The sequence below is a fragment of the Streptomyces sp. WG7 genome (assembly GCF_049975785.1).
GTDB lineage: Bacteria > Actinomycetota > Actinomycetes > Streptomycetales > Streptomycetaceae > Streptomyces.
In genome coordinates this window covers 1-24983 of sequence record NZ_JBNGGE010000008.1, presented here as the reverse complement: position 1 = coordinate 24983, position 24983 = coordinate 1, and the positions used below count along the sequence as shown (strand labels likewise).

Below are 24983 nucleotides of genomic sequence, written 5' to 3'. Positions count from 1 at the left end.
TCAGTCCTTGTCGGGTGAGCCGGGCGTGGAGGGTGAGCCGGGCGTGGAGGGTGAGCCGGGCGTGGAGGGTGAGCCGGGCGTGGAGGGTGACCCCGCCCCGGACGGTGACCGCGCCCCGGACGCTGAGTCCGGTCCGCAGAGTGGGGCCGGCCCGGAGGGGGAGTCCGGGGCACCCGGGAAGCCCGCGCCGGTGAACATGCGCATGCGCTCCAGCACCGCCTCCGACGTCGGCCTCTCCATCTCGTCCACGATCCGTCCGTCCCCGAGGAAGAGCACCAGGTCGGAGCGGGCGGCGGCGCCCGGGTCGTGGGTGACCATGACGACGGTCTGACCCAGCTCGTCCACGGCCTCCCGCAGGATGCCGAGCACCTCCAGACCGGCCCGCGAGTCGAGGTTGCCGGTCGGCTCGTCCGCGAAGATCAATTCGGGCCGGGAGACCAGCGCCCGCGCACAGGCCACCCGCTGCTGCTGGCCCCCGGAGAGCTGGGCCGGCCGGTGCCTCAGCCGGTCCCGCAGGCCCAGGGTGTCGATGACCTGGTCGAGCCACTCCGGGTCGGGGCTCCGGCCCGCGATGTTCTGGGGCAGCGTGATGTTCTCCAACGCGTTCAGCGTCGGAATGAGGTTGAAGGACTGGAACATGAACCCGACCCGGTCCCGGCGCAGCCGCGTCAGCTCCCGATCCCTGAGTCCCGTGATCTCGGTGTCGCCGAGCCACACCTGGCCGGCCGAGACGGTGTCGAGGCCCGCCAGGCAGTGCATCAGCGTGGACTTCCCGGAGCCGGACGGGCCCATGACCGCGGTGAAACGGCCGCGCGCGATGTCCACGTCCACCGAGTCCAGGGCGAGCACCGTGGTCTCGCCCGAGCCGTACGCCTTGGTCAGGCCGCGCGCCCGGGCGGCGATGTCGTCGGCCGACGCCCGACCGGGGGCGTGCTTCGCAGCGGGTGTGGACAAGACGGCCTCCTCGGTGCTCTCCGCGGGCCGCCAGAGTAGTGTGACCCGGACCACACCCGGAATCCTCCTGTGGTACCGGTTCGCCGTTATTTCGCGGGGTTTCCGCGGGGTTTCCGCGGGGGTTCCGCGGGAGGCGGCCCTTGCCGCCGCTAGCGTTCCGGCGCTAGCTTCGAGGTATGGCGAAGCCCCAGAAGGCCCAGTTGAACGTGCGGGTGGACGAGGGAACCGCCCGGGCGGCCCGCGAACGGGCCCTGGCCCGGGGAATGAGCGTCAACCGCTACATCGAGGAGCTGGTCCGGCAGGACACCGGCGAGGCCGGCCGCACCTTCGTGGAGGCCGCGGCCGACTTCATGCGGCAGTACGAGAAGGTGTTCGCCGAGGAGGTCGGCGACGGACGCCGCTGAGCCGTCGGACGATCCCGGCCAACGATCCGGACCACACGAACTCGGATGAACGACCTCACCATCGATCTCGCCTGGCTGCTCATGCTCGCCGAACAGCGCACCCCGGGAGATCCCCAGGTCACCGACTGGGGAGCGCTCGTGGCGGCCGTCGCCCGCCACCGGGCCGAAATATTCGACACGCCTGTCTACGAGGGACCTCACGCCCGCGCCGCAGCGCTGCTCCAACTGCTGATCCACGTCCCCGCCCTGGAACGCTCCAACGCCCTGTTCGCCTCCGCGGTCGCCTACGCCTACCTGGTCGCCGGCGGGGTCAAGGTCGCCACCACTCCCGAGCAGGTGCGGGATCTCGCCCTGCTGGTCAAGAGCGGTGAGGCATCGGTCGACGACATCGCGGATGAGCTGCGCCGGTGGAGCGTGTGACTGTGACTGCGACTGCGACTGCGACTGCGACTACGCCTCGGCTTCGGCCGGTCGCCACGCCGTGCCGAGCACGCAGTAAGAACTCGGCAGCGGCGGCCCGTTCTCCGGCATCATCATCCGCCGGTAGGGGCCCAGCGCGAACCCGGCCTCCCGCAGCGCGGCCACCGGCTCGCGGGACACGTGGCAGCCGCCGGACAGCGCGGGCCACAGCGTCCGGTCCAGCGCGCGCTGGGTGAAGGTCATCACCCGGCCGCCGCCCCGGCCGTGCTCGAAGAACCGCACCTCGCCGCCGGGCCGCAGCACCCGCCTCAGCTCCCCGAGCGCCCGCGGCACATCGCGGACGCTGCACAGCACCAGCGAGACCACAGCCGCGTCGAAGGCCTCGCTCTTGACCGGCAGCGCCTCCGCCGCGCCCGGCGCGACGTCGACCGGCACCTGGGCGCGCAGCGCCGCCTCGACGGCCAACCGCCGCAGCGTGCGCTCCGGTTCGATGGCGACGATCTCCGAGACGGTGCCCGGGTAGTGGGCGAAGTTCAGGCCGTTGCCCGCGCCGATCTCGATGACCCGTCCGGACAGCCCGGCAAGCAGCCGCTCGCGCACCGGCCCCATGCCCATCCGGGTTTCGGCCCGCACACTGACCCGGGCGTAGCAGCGGGCGAACAGCGGATGGTGCACGGCGTCCCGCGGCACCCCGCGGGCACGGGTGGGTCGCAGCGCCATGGGACCTCCCTCACGAGGTGGTGCCTTACCACGATTGTCCCCCGTACAAGCGCCGTGCACCCACCGTGCGGGCGGCTCCTTCGCCGGTGCCGGACCGCCCGGAGACCGGGCCGTGCCCCGCGCCGGCGTCCCGCACGGTCCGGGCGGTCGGCCGGGGATGCCGGCCGGGACGGCACGGACCCCTGCCCCCACGGTGCGGACCGGCGGCCGGCCTCGAGCCGTACCGCCGGTCAGGACGCCTCCCGGGCGCGGAGCGTGTCCGGTCCCGGACGCGCTCCACCTGGCTCGCCGGCCAGGAAGGCCACCGGTGAGGGCGGCCGCCGCCCGGGGTGCTCGGGTGGTGGCCGACGTACGGGCGCGCGCCCTGCCGGTCGGAGTGGGTCTGGGGCCGCTCGGAGCGTGTCCGTGGTCCGGGTGCCGCGGTCCGCGCCGGCCAGGGGCTGTGTCGCCCAGGCGTTGACCGGTGTCTGCGGTACTGACCTCCCGCGGTACTGACCCGCCACCGGTCAGGGACCCTCCCGTCGCCGGAACGCGTCCGCGTCCCACGAGCCCCGCAGACAGGGCGCCAACCAGTGCGGGGCCGCCGACCGGAAGGCGGCCGGCGGCAGGGAGCCCGCTCCGGCGGGCACGGCGCCGAGCAGGGGGGCTCCGGCCACCTCCGGCAGATCCGCGAGGTTGCAGCGCGACGCGAGGTCCGGGGACCCCGGCCAGCTGCCGACCACCACACCCGTCAGCTCCAGCCCGCGCGAGAGCAGTTCACGTGCCGTCAGCTCCGTCGTGTTCAGCGTGCCCAGCCCGGCCGACGCCACCAGCAGCACCGGCGCTCCCAGCAGTCCGGCGACGTCCGCCAGCGTCCCGCCGGCCGCGTCGAAGCGTACGAGGAGCCCGCCCGCGCCCTCGACCAGCACGAGGTCGTGCTCGGTGGCCAGCTTGCCCGCGGCCTCCGCCACCTCCTCGGGGCGCACCGGAGCCCGCCCGGCCCGCCGCGCGGCCGTCCACGGCGCCAACGGCTCCGGGTAGCGGGCGACTTCGGCCGCCGTCACGGGACCCGCGAGGCGCGCCACCTCCTGGGCGTCCCCGGACTCGTCCGGCCGTACGCCCGTCTGCGCGGCCTTCAGCACGGCCACCGACCGGCCGCCCGCCAGCGCGGTCGCGGCGACGGCGGCGGTCACGACGGTCTTGCCGACCTCCGTGCCGGTGCCCGTGATCACCAGTACCGGCATGTCATCCCTCCCCTGCCGCCGCGCACACCGCGCGGGCGATCCGTGCCACGTCCGCGTCGTCGGTGACGTACGGCGGCATGGTGTAGACCAGGTCGCGGAACGGCCGCAGCCACACGCCCTCGCGCACGGCCGCCGCCGTCGCCGCCCGCATGTCGACGGCGTGGTCGAGCTGCACCACGCCGATCGCGCCGAGTACCCGTACGTCCCGCACGCCCGGCGTTCCGGCGGCGGGCGCGAGGCCCTCCCGCAGGCCCGCCTCGATCCGCTTGACCTCCGCGAGCCAGTCCTGGCCGAGCAGCAGCCCGATCGACGCGCACGCCACGGCAGCCGCCAGCGGATTGCCCATGAACGTCGGCCCGTGGGCCAGCACCGGCACCTCGCCCCGCGCGATGCCGTCGGCCACCTCCGACGTGCACAGCGTGGCCGCCATGGTCAGATAGCCGCCGGTCAGCGCCTTGCCCACGCACATCACGTCCGGCGTCACCGCCGCGTGCTCCGCCGCGAACAACGCGCCCGTACGCCCGAACCCGGTCGCGATCTCGTCGAACACCAGCAGCACGCCGTGCGCGTCGCACGCCTGGCGCAGCACCCGCAGATACGCGGGGGAGTGGAACCGCATCCCCCCGGCGCCCTGCACCACCGGCTCGACGATCACCGCGGCCAGTTCGTCGGCGTGCCGCTCGATCAGGGCGCGCAGGTGATCGGCGTACGACTCCTCGTACTCCGCCGGCGGCGCGTCCGCGAAGACCTGGCGCGGCAGGACGCCCGTCCACAGCTCGTGCATCCCGCCCTCGGGGTCGCACACCGACATGGGCTGCCACGTGTCGCCGTGGTAGCCGCCGCGCCAGGTCAGCAGACGCCGCTTGGCCGGGCGGCCCAGCGACCGCCAGTACTGCAGGCACATCTTGACCGCGACCTCGACCGACACCGACCCGGAGTCGGCGAGGAAGACGTGCTCCAGGCCATCGGGTGACATGTCGACAAGGAGCTTCGCCAGTCGTACGGCGGGCTCGTGGGTGAGACCGCCGAACATCACGTGGCTCATCCGGTCCAGCTGGTCGCGCGCGGCCTCGTTCAGCACCGGGTGGTTGTAGCCGTGGATCGCCGACCACCAGGAGGACATCCCGTCGACGAGCTCGGCGGAGCCGTCGGCCGGCCGCAGCCGCACCCCGCTCGCCGACTCCACGACGAGCGGGTCCTGCCGGCCGGGCATGGGGCCGTACGGATGCCAGACGTGCCGCCGGTCGAGCGCCAGCAACTCGTCCACGGTCAGCGCGGGCTCAGGCATTGGGCGCGAGGTCCGTTCCGGCACCACGGCGGCGTACGGCGACCAGGTCCGTACGGGCTTCGCCGGCCACCACCGGTTCGGCGGTCGCGGCGGATCCGCGGCCTCCCGCGGCCGGGGCGGAGCCACAGCCTCCCTCCGCCGGGGCGGAACCACAGCCTTCCTCCGCCGGGGCGGAACCGCAGGCCCCGCCGCCCTCGTGCGACCCGCAGCCGCCCCGGCCCGCCGCCCGGTGCTCCGGCAGGGTCTCCCGGCCGGCGCCCTCCACCTCGAAACCGGCGTCCGCGATCATCTCCAGATCCGCCTGGCCGGCCTGGCCCTCGCTGGTGAGGTAGTCGCCGAGGAAGATGGAGTTCGCCAGGTGCAGCGCGAGCGGCTGCATCGTGCGCAGGTGGACCTCGCGCCCGCCCGCGATGCGCACCTCGGCGTCCGGGCAGACGAACCGCGTCATCGCCAGGATGCGCAGGCAGCGCTGCGGGGTGAGGTGCCACTCCGTGGCCAGCGGCGTGCCCTCCATCGGGATCAGGAAGTTCACCGGCACCGAGTCGGGGTCCAGCTCGCGCAGCGAGAAGACCACGTCGACCAGGTCCTCGTCGCTCTCGCCCATGCCCGCGATCAGTCCCGAGCAGGCGGACAGCCCGGCCGCGTGCGCCTTGCGCACCGTGTCCACCCGGTCGGCGTACGTGTGCGTGGTCGTGATGTCCCCGTACGTCGCCTCGGACGTGTTGAGGTTGTGGTTGTAGGCGTCGGCGCCCGCCTCGCGCAGCCGTTCCGCCTGGCCGTCGGAGAGCAGGCCCAGGCAGGCGCACACCTCGACCGCCTCGTTCTGCTCCTTGATGGCCTTGATGGTGTCCGAGACCCGGTCCACGTCCCGGTCGGTCGGACCGCGTCCGCTGGCCACCAGGCACACCCGCTTGGCGCCCCCGGCCACCCCCGCGGCGGCGGCCTGCGAGGCCTGGTCGGGCTTCAGCCAGGTGTACTTGAGGATCTCGGCCTTGGAGCCGAGCCGCTGCGAGCAGTAGGAGCAGTCCTCGGGGCACAGGCCCGACTTGAGGTTGACGAGATAGTTGAGTTTCACCCGTCGGCCGAACCAGTGACGGCGCACCTTGCCGGCCGCGGCCACCACATCGAGCAGGTCGTCGTCGGAAGTGGCGAGGACGGCGAGCGCCTCCTCGCGGGTCGGCGACTCGCGCCGAAACCCCTTGTCCACCAGCGTGTTCAGCAGGTCCATGAGAGCCGATCCTGTCCTAAGGGGCCGCCCGGGGCCAAGGAGACTTCGCACAACAGTGACAGATCGCCGTGTGGGTATCGCCACACCTCGCGGGGGCGGCCGTACCGCTAATGTCTGTCCACTGCCTACAAAACACCGGAGGACCGACCCATGGCGTTCGGCTGGATCGACGAGCAGGCCGAGGCGCGCCGCCGGGCCGGACTCGTACGGATTCTGCGCCCCCGTCCGTCCGGCTCGCCGCTGCTGGACCTGGCGAGCAACGACTACCTCGGACTGGCCCGGCACCCCGAGGTCACCGAGGGCGCGGCGCGGGCCGCGCGGACGTGGGGGGCCGGCTCGACCGGGTCCCGGCTGGTGACCGGCACCACCGAACTGCACGCCGAGCTGGAACGCGAACTGGCCGCCTTCTGCGGTTTCGAGGCCGCGCTCGTCTTCTCCTCCGGCTACGCGGCCAACCTCGCCGCGGTCACCGCGCTGGCGCCGCACGGCTCCCTCGTCGTCTCCGACGCGGGCAACCACGCCTCGCTCATCGACGGCTGCCGGCTGGCCCGCGGCACGACCCAGGTGGTGGCGCACGCCGACCCGGACGCCGTACGCAAGGCGCTGGCGGCGCACGGCGGCCCCTCCGTCGCCGTCTCCGACACGGTCTTCTCCGTCGACGGCGACGCCGCGCCGCTCGCCGCGCTCGCCGGGGCGTGCCGTGAGCACGGCGCCGGGCTGGTCGTCGACGACGCCCACGGCCTCGGCGTCCTCGGCGAGGGCGGCCGGGGCGCCCCGCACGCGGCGGGACTCGCGGGCGCCGACGACGTCGTCGTGACGGTGACACTGTCCAAGTCGCTCGGCAGCCAGGGCGGGGCCGTGCTCGGTCCCGCCCGGGTGATCGAGCACCTGGTCAACGCGGCCCGGACGTTCATCTTCGACACCGGCCTCGCACCCGCGGCGGCGGGCGCGGCGCTGGCGGCGCTCACCCTGCTGCGCCGCGAGCCCGAACGGGCGGCGCGGGCACGCGCGGTGGCGGCCGGACTGCACGCCCGTCTGACGGCCCTGGGGCTGTCTGCGGTACGCCCCGACGCCGCGGTCGTCTCGGTGCGCGCCCCCTCCCCGGAGGGGGCCGTACGGTGGGCGGCCGACTGTCGTACGGCCGGCCTGTCCGTGGGCTGCTTCCGCCCTCCTTCCGTGCCCGACGGCATCTCACGGCTCAGGCTGACCGCTCGTGCGGACCTCTCCGGGGAACAGATCGAACGCGCTGTGCGGGTGATCGGCGAGACGCGGCCATGAGTCGGCGTGACACGGCCGTGCGTCGTCCGATGCCCGGCCGGAGTCAGCGGCGGTGGATCCCGGCCGTGAACGACGCCCAGCTCCCGGGGGAGAAGAGCAGCGCGGGCCCGGCCGGGTCCTTGGAGTCGCGCACGGCGAGCAGTCCGGCCCAGGGGCCGGACGACGGCCGTGCCGTTTCGACGCAGTTGTTCGCCCCGGTGCTGTAGCTGCTGCGCAGCCACCGCACGCCGGGCAGATCGGTACTGGACGGGATGTTCGGGGGGAGTTCGGACACGGAGTCTGTCATGGTGCCTCCTTACGCGCCTGCCGCTGTCGCGGCGATGAAGTCCAACGAGTCCTCGGGCGAAAGGGCATGGATCAGAAGGGTGTTGAAGGCCTCGGTGTAGGCCTCTAGGTCTTCTTTCCGTTCGAGGTGCAGGCTACTCGTCAAGTGGTCGAGAACAACCACGTCCAGATCAGAAGTGCTCGAAAAGGAGAAGATTACGAAAGGCCCGGTGACACCGATGTGCGCCCCGGCGGCGAAGGGCAGGACCTGGAGCCGGACATGGGGAAGGCGCGCGGCATCGACCAGCCGCGCCAGCTGACGGGACATCACTCCGGGCCCGCCCACCTCCCGGCGCAGCACCGACTCGTCCAGGACCGCGCTCAGCTCCAGTGGCGGCTGCGCCCGCAGGACGTCCTGCCGGGCCAGTCGCACCTCCACCAGGGTGTCCAGCCGCTCCTCCGGGAGCCCGTCCACCGCGGCACGCGTCACCGCGCGGGCGTACTCCGGCGTCTGCAGCAGACCGGGGACCACGGTGGTCTCCAGTGTGCGCATCGCGCTCGCCTGGGACTCCAGGCTGATGAAGTCGCGGTAGGTCGGCGGCAGCACCCCTCGGTAGGCGTGCCACCAGTGGTTCCGGCCGCCCGCGTCGTCGGAGCCCGCCAGCATCACCAGCAGCTCCCGCAGCTGCTCGTCGTCCACGCCGTAGGCGTCCAGCAGTAACCGCACGTCGGCCGGTTTCGCCCCGCTCGTCCCGGTCTCGATCCGGCTGACCTTCGACTGGTGCCAGCCCACCAGCCGGGCCGCCTCGCCGCTGGTGATACCCGCCGACGTGCGCTGGGCGCGCAGTTCCGCGCCCAGCTTCCGGCGGCGCACCACGGGGCCGTGCTGCATGGGCCACTCCTCTACTCCTTATGAGCCGCCCAAATACGCTCTGCCGTCGCAGAGTTCACCGCATCGAGCGACAGATATATGCAGATCTTGGTGGATCGCCGCCCTTACCGGGCCTGGTGGTGGCAGTCTGACGGCGAAGCACCAGTCCGGGACCGTACTCGAACCATCCGCTCCGTGTCCGGCTGCGGTCCCGTGGGAAAGGGACGACGTCGCCATGGCAGACCATCTGGAAGCATCCGTCACTCTGCCGAGCGATCCCGCCTCGGTGGCCGCCGCGCGTACCTATGTGGTCGGCACGCTGGTGGAGTGGGGCCTGCCGGCGGACACCGAGGTGTCCGAAACCGTCCGGCTCATCGTCTCCGAGCTGACCACCAACGCGGTCCAGCACACGCTCGGACAGTCACCCACCTTCACGGTGGACCTCGTGCTCGACCGCGACGAACGACTGCGTATCGGCGTCACCGACAGCCATCCGGGGTTTCCCAAGCGTCTGCCCGCCGCCGTCCAGCAGGACAACGGCCGCGGCATGGTGATCATCCGCTGGCTGACGGCGGAGTGCGGCGGCAAGCTGAGGGTGCGGCGCACGCGCGAGGGCGGCAAGACCGTCTTCATCGAACTGCCCTGGACGCCGCCGAGCAGTCCGGTGCCGCCCGAGCCGGCCACGGCCGTGGGGCGGGTCGCGGGACGGCAGGAGCCCGAACGGTGAGGCGCCGGCGGCACTCGCCGCGAGTCTGTTCCGTGTGAGGCGTCGAGGGCAGTGTCGAGGGCAGTACCGAACCGCCGCACGTGCGCGTGTGGGAGCGCGGGGCGTGCGGGGCGCGGGGCCGTCCCCGACCGGCACATCGACGGGGCGGCCGACGTCGCCAGGGCCGCCGGACCGGCGGCCTCGGCGCGTCGGGTGCGGGCAGGGCCGGTACGGGTACCGGCACAGCGCGTCGAAGCGGGGACCCGCCGAGGCCGTGGGCGGGCCGTGCCAGGAGACCCCGCCCTTCCGGGCGAGGAGCGGACGTCAATTGACCCGGCCGTACCAGACGCTGCCGGTCCAGATCTTCTGCAGACGGACCACGTCCCCGGTCTTCGGGGCGTGCCAGATCCTGCCCTTCCCGGCGTAGATGCCGACGTGGTAGACGCTGCTGCCCGAGTGGAAGAAGACGAGGTCGCCGACCTTGCGGTTCTTGGCGGAAATATGACGGGTCTTGTTGTACTGCTGAGCCGCGGTGCGCGGCAGCTTCTTACCGGCCTTCTTGAACGAATACAGGGTCAGCCCGGAGCAGTCGAACCTGCGTGGTCCGACGGCGCCCCACTTGTACGGTGAACCCTTCTTGGAGGCCGCGATCTTGAGGGCCTTCGCCGCATAGGTCGCCGCGGCCGCCTCGGAGGCGGCACCGGGGACCACGACGGATCCGCCGATCGCGGCGAGGGTGAGGGCCGAGGCCGTACCGGCACGGGCCATCAGCGACGGGACACGATTGAGCGCAGACATGCGCAACCCTTCGTCAGCCGCCTGTGAAGGATGACCTGTCGGATTCGGGCTGGCGAAGTTGCCCGGCCGCACGAGTGCGGCTTCACCCCAAGGGCTGCTCGGCCCGGCTTCTCTCTCGGAGATGACCGTTCCGGCGACCCGTCGTGCTCGGGTCCTCCACTCCTGCCGATCCACTCCTGTCGACCGGTCGTCCGGGCGGCGGCAGGACTCGGCGTCCGCCCGGACCGCCCCGCCGCTGCGGCGAGGGCTTGTCGTCAGTCACGGATCTTGTCTCGCCCAGTGGGAGAATCCCAACGGAACGTGCCCTTTGTGTTGTTACACGCCACTCGCCCGTTCGGGTGGACACCTCCGCGTTCGAGTCACAGCCGGGGGTGGTGACGAGCCCGGGACCAGCGGCGGAGCGGCTCGTTCCGCCGCGTGAGCAGCAGCGGTCGCGCAACTTCGGCCGGTCGGAAATCGAGGGTGTTCCTACGCCGAAAGGGGGTACGCCGTTTGGTCCGTTTCGGCCACCGGCGCGTCAACTGCCGGAACACGGCGGAAGGCTGACGCGCGCCGCCCGCCGTTCACCGTCCCGCACGCGCGGCGCCCGGACCAGGGTGCCGGCGTGCACTCCGGCCCTGACGCACCGGTGCGCACGGCGGCCGGGCCGGGGCCCCGCACCGTGGCGGGGTCCGCGGCCCGGCCGCGCACGGCCGGGGATCAGGCGGCCGGGGCCGGGGCCCGGTCGGGCGCCGGTGAGGCGCCGGGTGCGCGCTGTCGCAGTGCGCCGCCGAGCAGGACCGCGCCCAGGCCCAGCAGGGACCACCACGTGAGCGTGAGCGCGGGGCCGGTGGCCGCGGCGCCCTCGAAGAAGGACACCGAGCGCAGGAGCGAGCCGCCCGCGCCCGGCGGCAGCCACTGGCCGATCGCGCCGGCCGGCCGGGGCAGCATCTCCGGCGCCGAGGACGCGCCGGAGAAGGGGTTGCCCAGCAGCATGATCACGGCCGCGCCCAGCCCGACACCCGCGCGCCCGAGCAGCGCCCCGAGCCCGGCGACGCCCGCGCCCGCGGCCAGGGCCGACAGCCCGAACACGCCGGCCACGGCCCACCAGTCACCGGTGACCACCCCGAGCCAGCTGTGCGCGACCACCGCCGCGACCGCGCCTGTCGACGCGGCGGCGCCGGTCACCGCGACGGCCGCTCGCACGCCGCGCAACCCCAGCAGGGTCACCACGGCGCCGGTCGCGATCCCGGCCAGTGCGAGCGGCAGCACGCTCGCGCCCAGGGCCGCGCCGCGCGGATCCGCCTCGGGGGCGGGCACCACATCGACCACCTGGACCGGCGTCCCCGTGGCGGAGGCCTGCCCGGTCACCGCCTGCTGCAGCAGCTGGGCCACGGAGGGGCTCGCCGCGGACGCCGTGAGCAGCTTCGCGCCCCGGTCGCCGGCGACCACCGCGCCGTACACGGTCCGGTCCTCGACGGCGTCGCGGGCCGCGGCCTCGTCGGCGTAGCGGTGGATCTCGAAGGCGCCCTCGCGCTGGGTGAGCCGCTGCTCCACCTGCGTGATCGCGGCGGGCGGTCCCGCCACGCCGAGCGGCAGATCGCGGGCGGACGTACGGGCGGCCGGCCAGGCGAAGGCGCACAGTGCCAGTGCCGCCAGTACGGGAAGCAGGACGACGACGGCGGCCACACGGCGGCCGTGAGGAGCGGAGGGGCCGGACATGGGTGACTCCTCTGAGAGAAGGATCGTTCGTTTTAGTCCTGCCTCCACGGTGCGGCGGTCTCGGGCGCCTTGTCAAGAAGGAATGTTCGTTTTAGATTGGGGCCATGGCCCGCGTATCCCAGGAACACCTCGACGCCCGCCGCCGGCAGATCCTCGACGGCGCCGCGCTGTGCTTCGCCCGCAACGGCTTCCACGCCACGTCGATGCAGGACGTGCTGAAAGAGGTCGACCTCTCCGCGGGGGCCGTCTACCGCTACTTCAGCGGCAAGGAGGAGCTGATCGAGGCCATCGTCACCGAGGTGCTGGGCGCCATCCGCGACGTGTACGAACGTGCCGCGCAGGAGAACCCGCCGCCCATGCCCGACGAACTAGTCGCCCGCACCCTGGCGCACATGGCGCGGGAGCGGCCGGCGGTGACGGACAGCGGCGAGTGGCTGTTCCCGCGGCTGATGATCCAGGCCTGGTCCGAGACGCTGCGCAACGACGCGCTGTCCGCCCTCCTGGGTGAGGGGTTCGCCAAGGCGACGGCCGCCTGGGCGAAGGTCGTCATCCGCTACCAGGAAACCGGCATGATGCGCGACGACGTCGACCCGGACGCCGTGGCCCGGACACTGATGGCCACGGTGCAGGGCTTCGGGGCCCAGTACGCCCTGTTCGGCAGCTTCTCGCCGGAGGCTCTTCAGGCGGGCGTGCGAGGGCTGCTGAGTATGCGTCAGGTATCCGACGGCCCCGGTGATCAGTCGGACGAATCCGGCTGACGTGAGCGGCCGTGACGCCGCTCGCCGGGCCCGCCGCGCCGGTGACGGCCGTGGCGCGCGACGCGTCGCGGCTGCGGAGGCTGCTGGACGAGGCATCGGCCTCGCGGGGCTGAGGAGCCGTCGGCCGAACGCGTTCCTCCGCTCGTCGGACCGGCGAGGAAGCGCCGTGACGACAGCGGGCACGAGGAGGGGCGGCCCACCCCGGCCGCCCCTGTATCGTGCCCTGCCCTGCCCTGCCCTGCCCTGCCCTGCCCTGCCCTGCTCAGCCCTGCCGCGCCGCCGGCCAGGCGTCCTCCGCCGCGTAGTCGAAGAGGTCGCCGTACGCCCGGAACATCTTCGGGTACGCCTCCCGCCAGTCCCGTCCGGCCAGCCGCTCCTCGATGAAGGCGACCGTGTCCGGCAGGGTCTCGGCGTACCGGACCACCGGCCGGTAGCCCAACTCCCGCTCGGCCGCGGACATGTCGCACACGACCGGCGAGGGAACGGACCACGGCGTGTCTCCCACACCGTCCGCGGGCGGCGGCCCGTCCACCAGTACGTCCTCCGTCTCGACGCCCATCACCGCGTCGATCGCCGCCGCGATCTCCGCCACCGTCGGCGCATCCGGGTCGACGGCGTTCAGGACGCGCGTACCCGGCCGCGGGGCGGCCAGCCGGACCAGCTCCGCGATGGTGTGCGCGCTCGCCGGGTGGAAGCGGCTCGCACCGCCGTAGGCGAGGACGCGCCGACGCCTGCCGTCGAGGTTGCGCTTGACGAAGTACAGCTCGCGCGGCGTCCTGCAGTACGGCCCGTGGACCGCGCCCGCGCGCAGCAGAGTGACGGGCAACCGGTCGCCGGCCGCGAGGAGCTCCCGCTCCAGCGCCACCTTGCGGGTGGGGTACGAGGTGTCACCCGGCCGGACGGTGCGCTGCTCCTCGGTGAGCGGCACCGGGTACTCGGGGAAGCCGCCGGGTTCGGCCTGGGTGTCGAAGTTGCGGCCCTTGTCGTCCTCGTAGACCGACACACTGGAGATCACCACGGCCGAGCCGACCCGCCCGGCGAGCGAGACCAGTTGCCGCGCGTGCCCGACTCCAAAGGCCACCATGTCCACCAGGACGTCACAGCCGTCACCGACCGCCGCCGACAGGGCGGCGTCGTCCTCCCGGTCGGCCCGGACCACCCGCACGTCCCCGGGCCAGTCCTCGTCCCGCTCGCCGCCGCGCGAGACGGCCGTCACCTCCCAGCCGTCCCGGGCCAGTGCCCCCACGGCCACTCGTCCGATCTGCCCCGACGCTCCGACCACCACAGCACGTGTCATGAGGCGACCGTAGGCGCGGGCCCGGCCGCCCGGCCACGTTGTTCTGCCGACGGCAGACGACGTGCTGCCGACGGCAGACGACGTGCTGCCGACGGTGGACGACGTGCTGCCGACGGCGGCCACGCGCTGCCGACGGCGGACGACGGTTTCAACCGGGGGCGACGGTGCACGACCGCCGCCGGACGGCGGGCAACGGGTTTCTAGCGGGGCGGCAGCCGGGGGAACCTCGGCCGCTTCGCCGCCTTCGCGGCCTCCTCGGCCTTCACCTCGGCCGCGTACCGGTCGACGTACTCCTGTCCGGACAGGGTCAGGACGGCGTACATGATCTCGTCGGTGACGGCGCGGAGCACGGCCTTCTCCCTCTCCAGGCCGGCGTAGCGGGAGAAGTCCAGGGGCTCGCCGAAGCGGATCACCACGGGATGCAGCTTCGGGATCTTCCGCCCCGGCGGCTGCGCCTCGAAGGTGCCGATCATCGCGCAGGGCACGACCGGCACCCCGGCCCTGAGCGCCATCACCGCGACGCCGACCTTGCCCTTGTACAGCCGGCCGTCGTGCGAGCGCGTCCCCTCCGGATAGATGCCGAGCAACTCGTCCTTGCCCAGTACGCCGAGCCCCTCGCGGATCGCGGCCTGCCCCGCCTCCTTGCCCGAGCGGTCGACGGGGATCTGCCCGGCGCTGCGGAAGAAGAACGCGGTCAGCCGGCCCTTGAGGCCGGGGCCGGTGAAGTACTCGGCCTTGGCGAGGAAGGTGATGCGGCGCCTGAGCACCGCGGGCATCAGGAAGTGGTCCGCGAACGAGAGGTGGTTGCCCGCGACGATGGCCGCCCCCGACGCCGGCACATGGTCCAGACCCTCGATCCGGGGGCGGAAGACGACGCGCAACAGCGGGCCCAGCAGTACGTACTTGAGGACGTAGTAGAACACGGCGTCGCTCCTCACCCCGGCGGGACGGCTCGTTCGCCGTTGTTCTCACTGGTCAACCGGCGTCCGCCGGGGTGCCAGTGTAGGTGCGGGACGGGCCCGCCCGGAACCGGACGTACCCGGCCCGCCGGCCGTGCCGCCGCTCAGAACCTCGGCGTCGGGGCCTGCGCCTCCACCATCTCCGCCGCCTCCTCGTCGGTCTGCACCGAGGGCGGGGAGCCCTCGAGGGGCTGCTGGGCCGTCTCCTTCATACAGGCCACCGCCACGACACCGATCAGCGCCGCGGCCATCGCGTAGTAGGCCGGCATCATGTCGGAGCCGGTCACGCTGATCAGGGCGGTGATGACCAGCGGCGTGGTACCGCCGAACAGGGACGCCGACAGGTTGTAGCCGACCGACAGGGACCCGTACCGGACGTTGGTCGGGAACATCGCCGGGAGCGCCGCCGACATCGTGCCGAGCAGGCAGACCAGGGAGAGACCGAGCATCAGCATGCCGGCCGAGACGGCGAGCAGGCTGCCCTCCTGCACCAGCACGAAGGCCGGGGCGGACAGCACGAAGAAGCTGACCATGCCGGTCATGAGCAGGGGCTTGCGGCCGAAGCGGTCGGACAGGCGGCCGACCTGGTTGATGATCAGCATCAGCACCACCATGGTGGCCACCAGGATCATCAGACCGTGGCTCTCGCTGTAGTGCATCTCGTCCGACAGGTACGTCGGCATGTACGACAGCAGCATGTAGTCGGTGATGTTGTACGCGCCGACGAGCGCGATGCACAGCACCAGCGAGCGCCAGTGCGTACGGAAGATCTTGGCGAGGTCGCCCCGGGCGGTGGTCTCCACCGCGGTCGCCGCCTCCGCGATGTGGACGTTGGCGTCCTCCAGTTTCAGGAACGCGGGCGTGTCGTCCAGCTTCAGCCGCAGATAGATACCGACGATGCCGAGCGGCGCCGCGATCAGGAAGGGGATGCGCCAGCCCCAGGCGTCCATGGTGTCGCTGCCGAGCCAGGCCGTGAGCGCGGTGACCAGACTGGCGGCGCCGGTGTACCCGGCCAGCGTTCCCAGCTCCAGGAAGCTGCCGAAGAAGCCGCGCCGCTTGTCGGGCGCGTACTCGGCGATGAAGGTGGAGGCACCGCCGTACTCGCCGCCGGTCGAGAAGCCCTGGAGCAGGCGGAACACGATCAGCAGGACGGGGGCCCAGAAGCCGATGGAAGCGTAGCTGGGGATGAGCCCGATGGCGGCGGTGCCGATCGCCATGAGGATCATCGTCAGCGCCAGCACCTTCTTGCGGCCGACCTTGTCACCCATCGGGCCGAAGACCATGCCGCCGAGCGGGCGCACCAGGAACGCCACGGCGAACGTGGCGAACGAGGACAGCAGTTGCACGGTGTCGCTGCCGGACGGGAAGAACACGCGGCCGATGGTGCCCGCCAGATAGGCGTAGATGCCGAAGTCGAACCACTCCATGGCATTGCCGAGAGAGGCCGCCTTCACGGCCCGCTTGACCGCGGCCTCGTCCGTGACAGTGATGTCCGACCGGCGGAGCCGCGGGTTCTGCCGGCGTCTGACGGCCCGGAAAAGGGCCGGGTGGCGGCGGACCGCGGCGGTGTCGGATTCCTGGCCGTTCTCGGTGGGGGACGTGGCGGCCTCCCTTTCCACGCGCAAACGCCCCTGGCGGAGCGCTGCTCGGTCGTACGGTTTCCAGGTCGTACCGTTCCCCCGATCATCGTGGGTATGGTCGTGACTTCGGTCATGCGGTTGAGCCGATGAGGTGAGTACCCTTCCCCCATGCGGATCTCCGTCTCCTCCGACATGGACGAACCCGTGGCCCGCCTCCTCGTCGAGGAGCTGCGCGGGCGTGGCCACGAGGTGGTGACGCACGGCGCGCTGCGCCCCGGGGCGGACCCGCGGTGGGCGGTGTGCTCGGAGCGCGCGGCGCGCGAGGTCGCCGACGGCACGGCCGACCAGGCGGTGGTCTGCTGCTGGACCGGTACGGGAGCGTCGATCGCCGCGAACAAGGTGCCGGGCGTGCGGGCGGCCCTGTGCACCGACGCGTACACGGCGGACGGGGCCCGCCGCTGGAACGACGCCAACGTGCTCGCACTCGGCCTGCGGCTGACCTCGGCGCCGCTGCTGCGGGAGATCCTCGACGCCTGGTTCGCGGGCGGGTCCGGCGCGGACGCCGAGGACCGGGACAACGTGGCGCACGTGGAGCGGCTCGACCGGGGCCGAGCCGCTCCGTGACAGCACCTCGAGCCGAGGTCAGGACGTCAGGACCTTCTCCAGCGTCCCGAGCACCCCTTCCAGCTCCTCCCCGGTGACGGTCAGCGGCGGAGCCAGGCGGATCGTCGAGCCGTGCGTGTCCTTGACGAGGACGCCCTCGCGCATCAGGCGTTCGCTGACCTCGCGGCCGGTGCCGAGCGCCGGGTCGACGTCGACGCCCGCCCACAGCCCGCGCGCACGGAAACCGACGACGCCCCTGCCGACCAGGGCGGTCAGGCCCTCGCGCAGCACCACGCCCAGCTCGGCCGCCCGGCGCTGGAAGTCGCCCGTCTCCAGCAGCTCCACCACCGCCGTGCCGACCGCCGCCGCCAGCGGATTGCCGCCGAACGTCGAACCGTGCTCGCCGGGGCGCAGCACACCGAGCACCTCCCGGCTGCCGACCACCGCCGAGACCGGGACGATGCCGCCGCCCAGCGCCTTGCCGAGCAGCACCACGTCCGGCACGACCGACTCGTGCTCGACGGCCAGGGTGCGCCCCGTGCGCCCGAGACCCGACTGGATCTCGTCCGCGATGAACAGGCACCCGGCCCGGCGGGTCAGCTCCCGTACGCCCGCCAGATAGCCGTCGTCCGGGATGTTGACCCCCGCCTCGCCCTGGATCGGCTCGATCAGCACGGCCGCCGTCGTCTCGTCGACCGCCGCCTCCATGGCCGCCAGGTCGTTGTAGGGGACGACCCGGAAGCCGGGGGTGAAGGGACCGAAGCCCGAGCGGGCCGTCTCGTCCGTGGAGAAGCTCACGATCGTCGTCGTACGGCCGTGGAAGTTGTCCGCCGCGACCACGATCGTCGCCCGGTCGGCCGGGACGCCCTTCACCTCGTAGGCCCACTTGCGGGCCACCTTGACGCCGCTCTCCACCGCCTCGGCGCCGGTGTTCATCGGCAGCACCATGTCCGTGCCGGTCAGCGCGGCCAGCCGCTCGGCGAAGTCCGCGAGCCGGTCGTTGTGGAAGGCGCGGGAGGTGAGCGTGAGCCGGTCCAGCTGGCGGTGGGCGGCCTCGGTCAGCGCCGGGTGGCGGTGGCCGAAGTTGAGCGCCGAGTACCCGGCCAGCATGTCCAGGTAGCGGCGGCCCTCCACGTCCTCGACCCAGGCGCCCTCGGCGCGGGCCACGACGACGGGCAGCGGGTGGTAGTTGTGCGCGAGGACGGGCTCCTCCGCGCGGATGAGCTCCTCGGAGCCGCGGGTGCGGGCGGGTGCGGTCATGAGCGGATCTCCCGGATCTCCTGGGTGCAGCACTTGATGCCGCCACCGGCCTTGTGGAACTCGGACAGGTCGACGGGGACGGGGACGTAACCGAGGCCGGCGAGCTGGCCGGCGAGTCCCCTGGCCCCGGGCGAGAGGAACACGTGCCGTCCGTCGGAGACGGAGTTCAGCCCGAACGCCATGGCGTCCTCGCGGGTGGCGATCACCGCGTCCGGGTAGAGCCGTTCGAGCACTTCGCGGCTGCCGGGCGAGAAGGCCCCGGGGTAGTAGGCGATGTTCCCGCCGGTTCCGCCGGTCCCGTCGTCGAGCACGAACAGCGCCGTGTCCAGATGGTAGAAGTACGGGTCCACGAGCGTCAGCGAGATCACCGGCACGCCGAAGAACTCCTGCGCCTCGCGGTGCGCCTCGCGGGAGGTACGGAATCCCGTGCCGGCCAGGATCCAGCGGCCGGCCGGGACCAGGTCGCCCTCGCCCTCGCAGACCGCCTCGGGGTGGTGGACCTCGAAGCCCTCCGTCTTGAACCACGCCTCGTAGGGCACGGACTCGGGACGTCGCTCGGGTGCGTGGAAGCGGGAGCCGAAGACGCGGCCCTCGACGACGACCGCGCAGTTCGCCGCGAAGACCATGTCGGGCAGGCCCGGGACCGGCCCGACGGTGTCGACGGTGTGGCCGTGGGCCCGGTAGGCGTCGACCAGCGCCTGCCACTGGTCCAGGGCGCGGAGGACATCGACGGGCCGGCCGGTGCTCATCCACGGGTTGATCGCGTACTGCACGGCGAAGTGTCTGGGTTCGCAGACCAGGAAGCGCCGCCGGCGCGGCACACGGGATTCGGGCACAGAGGGGTTCCTCCGCTTCCTGACGGGGTGTGACTGGGTGATGACACCACGGTAGGAAGGGGAGGAGACGGACGACAAGCGACAATGGCTGCGTGTTGGCGCAGGAACGCTGCGTCCTGCGCCAGGTCAGCGCACGTCTGCTGCGCCTCCGGCCGCTCCCCGGGGCGAGCCGTCGGGCGCCGGATGGCTCGCGCCCGCCTCCGGACTGTCCGCGATCAGATGGGACAGCACCATCACACTGATCGTCTTGCGGATGAAGGGCTCGGCCCGGATCCGTTCCAGCACCTCCTCGAAGTGCTCCACGTCCCGTGCCCGCACGTGCAGCAGCGCGTCCGCGCCACCGGTCACCGTCATCGCCGCCGTGATCTCCGGATAGCCCCGCGCGACCTCCGCCAGCCGTCTGGGCGGCGCCGCTCCCTCGCAGTAGACCTCCACGTACGCCTCGGTGCGCCAGCCCAGCGCGGAGGGCCGCACCGTCGCCGTGAACCCGGTGATCACACCGGTCTCGCGCAGCCGGTCCACCCGGCGCTTGACCGCCGTCGAGGACAGCCCGACCTCCGCGCCGATCTCGGCGAAGGACGTCCTGGCGTTCGCCATCAGGGCGGTGACGATCTTCCGGTCCAGTTCGTCGAACGGTGTGGGCCTGCTGCTCATGAGGGCACTGTATCCAGCGGATACGTCCACCTCGGGGGCGTGTGCAGGCGTACGGATTGCTCCTACACTCCACCTTCATGCTGCGCGCCCTTGCTGTCGACGACGAACGCCCCACGCTCGAGGAACTCGTGTACCTGCTGAACGCCGACCCCCGCATCGGCACGGCGGAGGGAGCGGAGGGCGCGACCGAGGCGCTGCGCCGTATCAACCGCGCCCTGGAGTCGGGCCCCGACGGGCCGGACGCCATCGACGTCGTCTTCCTCGACATCCAGATGCCCGGCCTGGACGGACTCGACCTCGCCCGGCTGCTGAGCGGGTTCGCCCGGCCGCCGCTGGTCGTCTTCGTCACCGCGCACGAGGACTTCGCGGTGCAGGCCTTCGACCTCAAGGCCGTCGACTACGTCCTCAAACCCGTCCGCCGGGAGCGGCTCGCCGAGGCGGTCCGCCGCGCCGTCGAGCGGCGGGGCACCGCGGCCCCCGCCCCGCGCGTGCCCGTGCACGAACCCGACCCCGACCACATCGCCGTGGAACTCGGCGGCGTCACCCGCTTCGTTCCCGTCGACGACATCACCCACGTCGAGGCCCAGGGCGACTACGCCCGCCTGCACACCGACAAGGGCAGCCACCTCGTCCGCATCCCCCTGTCCACCCTGGAGGAGCGCTGGCGCGCCCGCGGCTTCGTCCGCATCCACCGCCGCCACCTCGTCGCCCTGCGCCACATCGGCGAGCTCCGCCTGGACACCGGCACCGTCAGCGTCCTGGTCGGTACCGAGGAGCTCCAGGTCAGCCGGCGCCACGCCCGCGAACTGCGGGACCTGCTCATGCGGAGGCCGTGACCATGCCCCAGGACCCCACCGAACGCCGCGTCACCGTCACCGGCCCGCCCAGGCGCACCCGACGGGCCTCCGGCTACTACCGCCCGCGCACCGAGATCGACGAGCAGACCACCCTCGGGCACACCTACGTCCGCTCCCTCATGCGCAGCCAGCTGCGCGCCGGCCTCGCCGCGTTCGCGGTCCTCGGGCTCCTCGTCGCACCGCTGCCGCTGCTGTTCGCGGCGATGCCCGACGCCCGCCACCTGGAATGGACCCTCCTCGGCTTCTGCCTGTACGCCCCGTTCGTCCTCCTCGCCCGCTGGTACGTGCGCCGCGCCGAGCGCAACGAACGCGACTTCGTGCGCCTCGTCGAGGACCGGTGACCTTGCGGACGACCCTGTGTGACGAGGCACGATGAACTCCAGCTACGCCATACCCGCCGTCGCCCTGGTCGTCGTGGCCACCGTCCTCGTCGGCGCCTTCGGCCTGCGCATCTCCCGCACCACCTCCGACTTCTACGTCGCCTCCCGCACCGTGGGGCCCCGCCTCAACGCCGCCGCCATCAGCGGCGAGTACCTCTCCGCCGCGTCCTTCCTCGGCATCGCCGGCCTGGTCCTCGTCCAGGGCCCGGACATGCTCTGGTACCCGGTCGGCTACACCGCCGGCTACCTGGTGCTGCTCCTCTTCGTCGCCGCCCCGCTGCGGCGCTCCGGCGCGTACACGCTGCCCGACTTCGCCGAGGCCCGGCTCGCCTCCCAGGCGGTACGGCGGCTCGCGGGGGCCTTCGTCGTCGGCGTCGGCTGGCTGTACCTGCTGCCCCAGCTCCAGGGCGCCGGACTGACCCTGGCCGTCCTGGGCGGGGCGCCCGACTGGCTCGGCGGAGTGATCGTCGCCGTCGTCGTCACCGCCATCGTCGCCGCCGGCGGCATGCGCAGCATCACCTTCGTCCAGGCCTTCCAGTACTGGCTGAAACTCACCGCGCTGCTCGTCCCCGCCCTCTTCCTGGTCCTGGCCTGGCAGGGCGACGGCGCCCCCGGCCGCCCCTTCGAGGAGCCGGCCACCTTCCGCGAGCAGCGCTCCGTCCGGGTCGACGACAGCCTCACCCTCAAGCTCGACCGCCCCCTGACGGTCACCGTCGACGGCACCGTGGACGGCCGCGCCCACGAAGACACCCGCCTCGGCCTGTCCACCGGCACCCACCGCATCGAGGCCGGCACCCGCCTCACCTTCGCCGAGGACACCCCCGTCCCGGCCGCCGGACGCGGCGCCGACGACGCCCTGTCGCCCTCCCGCGCCGAGAGCCGCACCGAACGCCCGCTGTACGCCACGTACGGCCTGATCCTCGCCACCTTCCTGGGCACCATGGGCCTGCCGCACGTCGTGGTCCGCTTCTACACCAGCCCGCACGGCGTCGCCGCCCGCCGCACCACCGTCGCCGTCCTCGGTCTCATCGGCGCCTTCTACCTGCTGCCGCCCGTCTACGGGGCCCTCGGCCGCATGTACGCCCCCGAGCTGACCCTCACCGGCGACGCGGACGCCGCCGTCCTGCTGCTGCCCGACCGGGTGATCGGGGGAGTGGGCGGCGACCTGCTCGGGGCACTGGTCGCGGGGGGCGCCTTCGCCGCGTTCCTGTCCACCGCGTCGGGGCTGACCATGGCCGTCGCGGGCGTCCTCACCCAGGACGTGCTGCCGTCCCGAGGCGTACCGCACTTCCGGCTCGGCACCCTCCTCGCCATGGCCGTGCCGCTGGCGGCGAGCGCGCTGGTCGGCGGGCTGCCGGTCGCCGACGCCGTCGGTCTGGCCTTCGCCGTGTCCGCCTCCTCCTTCTGCCCCCTGCTCGTCCTCGGCATCTGGTGGCGGCGGCTGACCCCGCCCGGCGCGGCGGCCGGGATGCTGGTGGGCGGCGGCTCCGCCCTGCTCGCCGTCGCCGCGACCATGGCCGGCTTCCCGGGCGGCGGCGGTGTGCTGCACGCGCTGCTGGCCTGGCCGGCGCTCTGGTCGGTGCCGCTGGCCTTCCTCACCATGGTGCTGGTCTCCCTGGCCACACCGGGCCGCGTACCGGCCGGGACGGCGGCGATCCTGGCCCGCTTCCACCTGCCGGAAGAGCTGCGCACGGACGAACGGCGCTCGGACGAACCGCACAAGGAGGTGACCCCGTGAGCGGCTCCGTGAGCGGTTTCCTGGCGGGCCTGGTCGTCGCCGTGCTCCCGCTGCTGGCCGCGGGCTTCTGGCTGGGGCGGCGGACGGCCCGCCCGCAGAACAACCTCGGCGGTCTGGGCACCCCGGTCGAGCACGCCACCTTCCAGACCCTGCACACCGCCTCCCTGGCCACGCCCCCGCTGCGGGCGGGACTGACCGAGGAGACCGCGGGCAAGTCGGCCCGCAAGCTGCGCTCGCTGCTGGGCACGGACGCGCTGTGCCTGACCGACCTGAAGGAGGTCCTGGTCTGGGACGGCGTGGGCGCCCACCACCGCACCGAGATCATGGAGCGTCTCGCGGGACCGCTGGAGACGGGCCGCGGCGAGGCCTTCCCGCTCAGCTGCGACACCCCCGACTGCGCGGTGCGCTGGGCGGTCGTCGCCCCGCTCACCGTCGACGACCGGGTGCACGGCGCCCTCGTCGCCTGCGCGCCCCGCGAGTCCGCCGTCCTGGTCCGGGCCGCCGGCGAGGTCGCCCGCTGGGTCTCCGTCCAGCTGGAACTGGCCGACCTCGACCAGTCCCGCACCCGGCTCATCGAGGCCGAGATCAAGGCCCTGCGCGCCCAGATCTCCCCGCACTTCATCTTCAACTCGCTGGCGGTCATCGCGTCCTTCGTGCGCACCGACCCCGAGCGCGCCCGCGAGCTGCTCCTGGAGTTCGCCGACTTCACCCGCTACTCGTTCCGCCGGCACGGCGACTTCACCACCCTCGCCGACGAGCTGCACGCCATCGACCACTACCTGGCGCTGGTGCGGGCCCGCTTCGGCGACCGCCTCGCCGTCACCCTCCAGGTCGCCCCCGAGGTGCTGCCGGTCGCCCTGCCCTTCCTCTGCCTCCAGCCGCTGGTCGAGAACGCCGTCAAGCACGGCCTGGAGGGCAAGGCGGACCGGTGCCGCATCCAGATCACCGCGCAGGACGCGGGTGCCGAGGCCCTGGTGGTCATCGAGGACGACGGCGCCGGCATGGACCCCGGCCTGCTGCGCCGCATCCTGGCGCGCGAGGTCAGCCCGTCGGGCGGCATCGGTCTGTCCAACGTCGACGACCGCCTCCGCCAGGTCTACGGGGACGACCACGGCCTCGTCATCGAGACGGCCGTCGGCGCGGGCATGAAGATCACCGTCCGGCTGCCGAAGTACCAGCCGGGAGTGCACTCGGCGGGCCGGCTCGGCCGCGAGTGACCTCCGGTCCGCCCCGGCGCGGGCCTCAGGTGCTGTGCGTGGCGACCAGCCCCAGCGTGATCAGCCCCAGCACGACCCAGCCGAACCACAGCCAGCCGTTGCTCCCGAGCGCCACCGTGTAGGCCGTCACCGCGACCAGGCCCCCGATGGTGAGCGCCCCCATCGTCTTCGTCGAACTGTCCGTGGAACCGGGCATCGCAACACCCTCCTCATGGTCCGTTCCCCTCCATGGTGCCCCCGTTCTGCCTCCGTACGGTGCAGACGACGAGATGTGAGCCGGATTTCCACGCGCCGGCGGCCGTCCGGGAGCCGGCCTCGTACAGGGAGGGGTCGAATCCGTAGTCGCGCGGCGGCACCTGACGCGCACACGCCGTGTCCGCCGCCGCGGGCGCCTCGGAGAGCGTCACACCGGCGGCCAGCCGGGTGAAACCGAGCACCTGTGCGTCGTACCGGCCCGCGCAGGACACCAGCCGGACCTCCCGCGCCGAGCGCACGTCCAGGCAGTCCCGGCGCTGCATCGTCGCGGTGTCCGCGAACACCGAACCGGGCTCACGGTGCCGGCCGAGCGGCCCGTACACCGGCCCGTGCGCGCCCAGCACCAGGCACGCCGTGCGCCTGAGGGCGGTCTCGAAACCACCGTCGGCCGGCACGACCGCCACACTGCGCACGTCGGCCAGCCGGGCCCGGAGCTCCCGCGTCCGCTCCTCGCACCGGGCCGGCCCCAGCTCGCGGGCCTCCTCGGCGGAGGCGGCGGGCACGAAGGCCATCACCTGGCCGTCGGGCGCCCCGCCCCGGCAGGCCGGGTCCACGGTGAGGTGCGGCGTCCCCGTGAACCGGGCGCCGCCCGGCCAGCGGGCGCGCACGCAGTCCCCGTCCCGCAGCGGCGCCGCGAGCCCCACGGCGTCGCCGTACGGCGCTCCGGTCCCGTCGGCCGCCCGGTCGGCCAGGGCGGCCCGCCGGGCCCGCGGGCGCCGACGCCGGTGCCCGCC

At 73.1% G+C, this 24983-nt stretch carries 27 protein-coding genes and 1 riboswitch; of the genes, 10 read left to right on the top strand and 17 right to left on the bottom strand.

Features of this window, described 5'->3' with window-relative positions:
• Nucleotides 1-954 (bottom strand): ATP-binding cassette domain-containing protein, encoded by a 954-nt coding sequence (locus ACP4J0_RS11240; protein ID WP_426598488.1) that lies wholly within the window; start codon nt 952-954, stop codon nt 1-3.
• A gap of 176 nt (nt 955-1130) precedes the next feature.
• Here ACP4J0_RS11240 and ACP4J0_RS11235 point away from each other — a divergent pair, with 176 nt between their 5' ends.
• Both ACP4J0_RS11235 and ACP4J0_RS11230 read left to right on the top strand, forming a co-directional pair.
• A complete protein-coding gene (locus ACP4J0_RS11235; RefSeq protein ID WP_426598487.1) occupies nt 1131-1358 on the top strand; it encodes a toxin-antitoxin system HicB family antitoxin in 228 nt (75 codons plus the stop codon).
• Between the two features lie 45 nt (nt 1359-1403).
• On the top strand, nt 1404-1778 hold the full coding sequence (locus ACP4J0_RS11230; RefSeq protein ID WP_426598486.1) for a fic family toxin-antitoxin system, toxin component: 375 nt from the start codon (nt 1404-1406) through the stop codon (nt 1776-1778).
• 30 nt (nt 1779-1808) lie between these two features.
• Here ACP4J0_RS11230 and ACP4J0_RS11225 read toward each other — a convergent pair whose 3' ends face one another.
• The 4 genes from ACP4J0_RS11225 to bioB all read right to left on the bottom strand — a co-directional run bounded on the left by ACP4J0_RS11225 (nt 1809) and on the right by bioB (nt 6237).
• Nucleotides 1809-2498, bottom strand: a complete 690-nt coding sequence (locus ACP4J0_RS11225) for a class I SAM-dependent methyltransferase (protein ID WP_426598485.1) — start codon at nt 2496-2498, stop codon at nt 1809-1811.
• Between the two features lie 506 nt (nt 2499-3004).
• Nucleotides 3005-3721 (bottom strand): dethiobiotin synthase, encoded by a 717-nt coding sequence (gene bioD, locus ACP4J0_RS11220; RefSeq protein WP_426598484.1) that lies wholly within the window; start codon nt 3719-3721, stop codon nt 3005-3007.
• Nucleotide 3722: 1 nt separating this feature from the next.
• Nucleotides 3723-5009: an adenosylmethionine--8-amino-7-oxononanoate transaminase gene (locus ACP4J0_RS11215; RefSeq protein ID WP_426598483.1), complete on the bottom strand. Its 1287-nt coding sequence runs from the start codon at nt 5007-5009 to the stop codon at nt 3723-3725.
• Nucleotides 5002-6237: a biotin synthase BioB gene (gene bioB, locus ACP4J0_RS11210; protein WP_426598482.1), complete on the bottom strand. Its 1236-nt coding sequence runs from the start codon at nt 6235-6237 to the stop codon at nt 5002-5004. The genes ACP4J0_RS11215 and bioB overlap by 8 nt, the downstream gene beginning before the upstream one ends.
• 150 nt (nt 6238-6387) lie before the next feature.
• On the opposite strand from bioB, the gene ACP4J0_RS11205 reads away from it, so the two are divergent.
• The gene (locus tag ACP4J0_RS11205) at nt 6388-7515 is read left to right on the top strand and encodes an 8-amino-7-oxononanoate synthase (RefSeq protein ID WP_426598481.1); all 1128 of its coding nucleotides are present in this window, start codon (nt 6388-6390) and stop codon (nt 7513-7515) included.
• 43 nt (nt 7516-7558) lie between these two features.
• Here ACP4J0_RS11205 and ACP4J0_RS11200 read toward each other — a convergent pair whose 3' ends face one another.
• Nucleotides 7559-7801 (bottom strand): DUF397 domain-containing protein, encoded by a 243-nt coding sequence (locus ACP4J0_RS11200; RefSeq protein WP_426598480.1) that lies wholly within the window; start codon nt 7799-7801, stop codon nt 7559-7561.
• A gap of 9 nt (nt 7802-7810) precedes the next feature.
• Nucleotides 7811-8671 carry a helix-turn-helix domain-containing protein gene (locus ACP4J0_RS11195; RefSeq protein WP_426598479.1) on the bottom strand — a complete coding sequence of 287 codons (861 nt, stop codon included), beginning with the start codon at nt 8669-8671 and terminating at the stop codon, nt 7811-7813.
• 214 nt (nt 8672-8885) lie between these two features.
• Between ACP4J0_RS11195 and ACP4J0_RS11190 the strand changes: the two genes are divergently transcribed.
• Nucleotides 8886-9377 (top strand): ATP-binding protein, encoded by a 492-nt coding sequence (locus tag ACP4J0_RS11190; protein ID WP_426598478.1) that lies wholly within the window; start codon nt 8886-8888, stop codon nt 9375-9377.
• 303 nt (nt 9378-9680) lie between these two features.
• Here the strand turns inward: ACP4J0_RS11190 and ACP4J0_RS11185 are convergent, their stop codons facing one another.
• Both ACP4J0_RS11185 and ACP4J0_RS11180 read right to left on the bottom strand, forming a co-directional pair.
• Nucleotides 9681-10154: a C40 family peptidase gene (locus ACP4J0_RS11185; protein ID WP_426524647.1), complete on the bottom strand. Its 474-nt coding sequence runs from the start codon at nt 10152-10154 to the stop codon at nt 9681-9683.
• Between the two features lie 3 nt (nt 10155-10157).
• Nucleotides 10158-10300, bottom strand: a riboswitch (cyclic di-AMP (ydaO/yuaA leader).
• A 553-nt stretch (nt 10301-10853) separates the two neighbouring features.
• Nucleotides 10854-11855, bottom strand: a complete 1002-nt coding sequence (locus ACP4J0_RS11180) for an ABC transporter permease (protein WP_426598477.1) — start codon at nt 11853-11855, stop codon at nt 10854-10856.
• Between the two features lie 104 nt (nt 11856-11959).
• Between ACP4J0_RS11180 and ACP4J0_RS11175 the strand changes: the two genes are divergently transcribed.
• Nucleotides 11960-12613: a TetR/AcrR family transcriptional regulator gene (locus ACP4J0_RS11175; protein ID WP_426598476.1), complete on the top strand. Its 654-nt coding sequence runs from the start codon at nt 11960-11962 to the stop codon at nt 12611-12613.
• Nucleotides 12614-12875: 262 nt separating this feature from the next.
• Here ACP4J0_RS11175 and ACP4J0_RS11170 read toward each other — a convergent pair whose 3' ends face one another.
• The 3 genes from ACP4J0_RS11170 to proP form a co-directional block, all read right to left on the bottom strand.
• Nucleotides 12876-13910: an NAD-dependent epimerase/dehydratase family protein gene (locus ACP4J0_RS11170; RefSeq protein ID WP_426598475.1), complete on the bottom strand. Its 1035-nt coding sequence runs from the start codon at nt 13908-13910 to the stop codon at nt 12876-12878.
• 200 nt (nt 13911-14110) lie between these two features.
• The gene (locus ACP4J0_RS11165) at nt 14111-14833 is read right to left on the bottom strand and encodes a lysophospholipid acyltransferase family protein (RefSeq protein ID WP_426598474.1); all 723 of its coding nucleotides are present in this window, start codon (nt 14831-14833) and stop codon (nt 14111-14113) included.
• 140 nt (nt 14834-14973) lie between these two features.
• Complete coding sequence (proP, locus tag ACP4J0_RS11160; RefSeq protein ID WP_426598473.1) at nt 14974-16488, bottom strand: glycine betaine/L-proline transporter ProP; 1515 nt, start codon at nt 16486-16488, stop codon at nt 14974-14976.
• Nucleotides 16489-16617: 129 nt separating this feature from the next.
• Here proP and ACP4J0_RS11155 point away from each other — a divergent pair, with 129 nt between their 5' ends.
• Complete coding sequence (locus tag ACP4J0_RS11155) at nt 16618-17073, top strand: RpiB/LacA/LacB family sugar-phosphate isomerase (protein ID WP_426598472.1); 456 nt, start codon at nt 16618-16620, stop codon at nt 17071-17073.
• A gap of 18 nt (nt 17074-17091) precedes the next feature.
• Here the strand turns inward: ACP4J0_RS11155 and rocD are convergent, their stop codons facing one another.
• The 3 genes from rocD to ACP4J0_RS11140 all read right to left on the bottom strand — a co-directional run bounded on the left by rocD (nt 17092) and on the right by ACP4J0_RS11140 (nt 19802).
• Nucleotides 17092-18312, bottom strand: a complete 1221-nt coding sequence (gene rocD, locus ACP4J0_RS11150) for an ornithine--oxo-acid transaminase (protein ID WP_426598471.1) — start codon at nt 18310-18312, stop codon at nt 17092-17094.
• Nucleotides 18309-19148: a dimethylargininase gene (ddaH, locus tag ACP4J0_RS11145; protein ID WP_426598470.1), complete on the bottom strand. Its 840-nt coding sequence runs from the start codon at nt 19146-19148 to the stop codon at nt 18309-18311. Before ddaH ends, rocD begins: the two co-directional genes overlap by 4 nt.
• A gap of 126 nt (nt 19149-19274) precedes the next feature.
• Entirely contained in the window at nt 19275-19802 is a 528-nt protein-coding gene (locus ACP4J0_RS11140) for an Lrp/AsnC family transcriptional regulator (protein ID WP_426598469.1), read from the bottom strand.
• A gap of 77 nt (nt 19803-19879) precedes the next feature.
• Here ACP4J0_RS11140 and ACP4J0_RS11135 point away from each other — a divergent pair, with 77 nt between their 5' ends.
• Genes ACP4J0_RS11135 through ACP4J0_RS11120 form a run of 4 tightly spaced genes read left to right on the top strand, consistent with a single transcriptional unit; the run spans nt 19880 to nt 23994 of the window.
• On the top strand, nt 19880-20638 hold the full coding sequence (locus ACP4J0_RS11135; protein ID WP_426524667.1) for a LytR/AlgR family response regulator transcription factor: 759 nt from the start codon (nt 19880-19882) through the stop codon (nt 20636-20638).
• 2 nt (nt 20639-20640) lie between these two features.
• Nucleotides 20641-21000: a hypothetical protein gene (locus tag ACP4J0_RS11130; RefSeq protein ID WP_426598651.1), complete on the top strand. Its 360-nt coding sequence runs from the start codon at nt 20641-20643 to the stop codon at nt 20998-21000.
• Nucleotides 21001-21031: 31 nt separating this feature from the next.
• Nucleotides 21032-22777, top strand: a complete 1746-nt coding sequence (locus tag ACP4J0_RS11125) for a cation acetate symporter (protein ID WP_426598468.1) — start codon at nt 21032-21034, stop codon at nt 22775-22777.
• Nucleotides 22778-22785: 8 nt separating this feature from the next.
• Nucleotides 22786-23994 carry a sensor histidine kinase gene (locus tag ACP4J0_RS11120; RefSeq protein WP_426598650.1) on the top strand — a complete coding sequence of 403 codons (1209 nt, stop codon included), beginning with the start codon at nt 22786-22788 and terminating at the stop codon, nt 23992-23994.
• Between the two features lie 25 nt (nt 23995-24019).
• Here ACP4J0_RS11120 and ACP4J0_RS11115 read toward each other — a convergent pair whose 3' ends face one another.
• Together ACP4J0_RS11115 and ACP4J0_RS11110 are read right to left on the bottom strand one after the other, a co-directional pair.
• Nucleotides 24020-24190, bottom strand: coding sequence for a hypothetical protein (locus ACP4J0_RS11115; protein ID WP_426524671.1), 171 nt, complete (start codon nt 24188-24190; stop codon nt 24020-24022).
• A gap of 13 nt (nt 24191-24203) precedes the next feature.
• Nucleotides 24204-24983: septum formation family protein (locus ACP4J0_RS11110; RefSeq protein WP_426598467.1), on the bottom strand; the 780-nt coding region annotated here is incomplete at its 5' end.

Bases quoted from the DNA above. Each gene is read 5' to 3' on its own strand.
- ACP4J0_RS11235 (WP_426598487.1), top strand. From the start codon at position 1,131: ATGGCGAAGCCCCAGAAGGCCCAGTTGAACGTGCGGGTGGACGAGGGA.
- ACP4J0_RS11230 (WP_426598486.1), top strand. From the start codon at position 1,404: ATGAACGACCTCACCATCGATCTCGCCTGGCTGCTCATGCTCGCCGAA.
- ACP4J0_RS11225 (WP_426598485.1), bottom strand. From the start codon at position 2,498: ATGGCGCTGCGACCCACCCGTGCCCGCGGGGTGCCGCGGGACGCCGTG.
- bioD (WP_426598484.1), bottom strand. From the start codon at position 3,721: ATGCCGGTACTGGTGATCACGGGCACCGGCACGGAGGTCGGCAAGACC.
- ACP4J0_RS11215 (WP_426598483.1), bottom strand. From the start codon at position 5,009: ATGCCTGAGCCCGCGCTGACCGTGGACGAGTTGCTGGCGCTCGACCGG.
- bioB (WP_426598482.1), bottom strand. From the start codon at position 6,237: ATGGACCTGCTGAACACGCTGGTGGACAAGGGGTTTCGGCGCGAGTCG.
- ACP4J0_RS11205 (WP_426598481.1), top strand. From the start codon at position 6,388: ATGGCGTTCGGCTGGATCGACGAGCAGGCCGAGGCGCGCCGCCGGGCC.
- ACP4J0_RS11200 (WP_426598480.1), bottom strand. From the start codon at position 7,801: ATGACAGACTCCGTGTCCGAACTCCCCCCGAACATCCCGTCCAGTACC.
- ACP4J0_RS11195 (WP_426598479.1), bottom strand. From the start codon at position 8,671: ATGCAGCACGGCCCCGTGGTGCGCCGCCGGAAGCTGGGCGCGGAACTG.
- ACP4J0_RS11190 (WP_426598478.1), top strand. From the start codon at position 8,886: ATGGCAGACCATCTGGAAGCATCCGTCACTCTGCCGAGCGATCCCGCC.
- ACP4J0_RS11185 (WP_426524647.1), bottom strand. From the start codon at position 10,154: ATGTCTGCGCTCAATCGTGTCCCGTCGCTGATGGCCCGTGCCGGTACG.
- ACP4J0_RS11180 (WP_426598477.1), bottom strand. From the start codon at position 11,855: ATGTCCGGCCCCTCCGCTCCTCACGGCCGCCGTGTGGCCGCCGTCGTC.
- ACP4J0_RS11175 (WP_426598476.1), top strand. From the start codon at position 11,960: ATGGCCCGCGTATCCCAGGAACACCTCGACGCCCGCCGCCGGCAGATC.
- ACP4J0_RS11170 (WP_426598475.1), bottom strand. From the start codon at position 13,910: ATGACACGTGCTGTGGTGGTCGGAGCGTCGGGGCAGATCGGACGAGTG.
- ACP4J0_RS11155 (WP_426598472.1), top strand. From the start codon at position 16,618: ATGCGGATCTCCGTCTCCTCCGACATGGACGAACCCGTGGCCCGCCTC.
- rocD (WP_426598471.1), bottom strand. From the start codon at position 18,312: ATGACCGCACCCGCCCGCACCCGCGGCTCCGAGGAGCTCATCCGCGCG.
- ACP4J0_RS11140 (WP_426598469.1), bottom strand. From the start codon at position 19,802: ATGAGCAGCAGGCCCACACCGTTCGACGAACTGGACCGGAAGATCGTC.
- ACP4J0_RS11135 (WP_426524667.1), top strand. From the start codon at position 19,880: ATGCTGCGCGCCCTTGCTGTCGACGACGAACGCCCCACGCTCGAGGAA.
- ACP4J0_RS11130 (WP_426598651.1), top strand. From the start codon at position 20,641: ATGCCCCAGGACCCCACCGAACGCCGCGTCACCGTCACCGGCCCGCCC.
- ACP4J0_RS11125 (WP_426598468.1), top strand. From the start codon at position 21,032: ATGAACTCCAGCTACGCCATACCCGCCGTCGCCCTGGTCGTCGTGGCC.
- ACP4J0_RS11115 (WP_426524671.1), bottom strand. From the start codon at position 24,190: ATGCCCGGTTCCACGGACAGTTCGACGAAGACGATGGGGGCGCTCACC.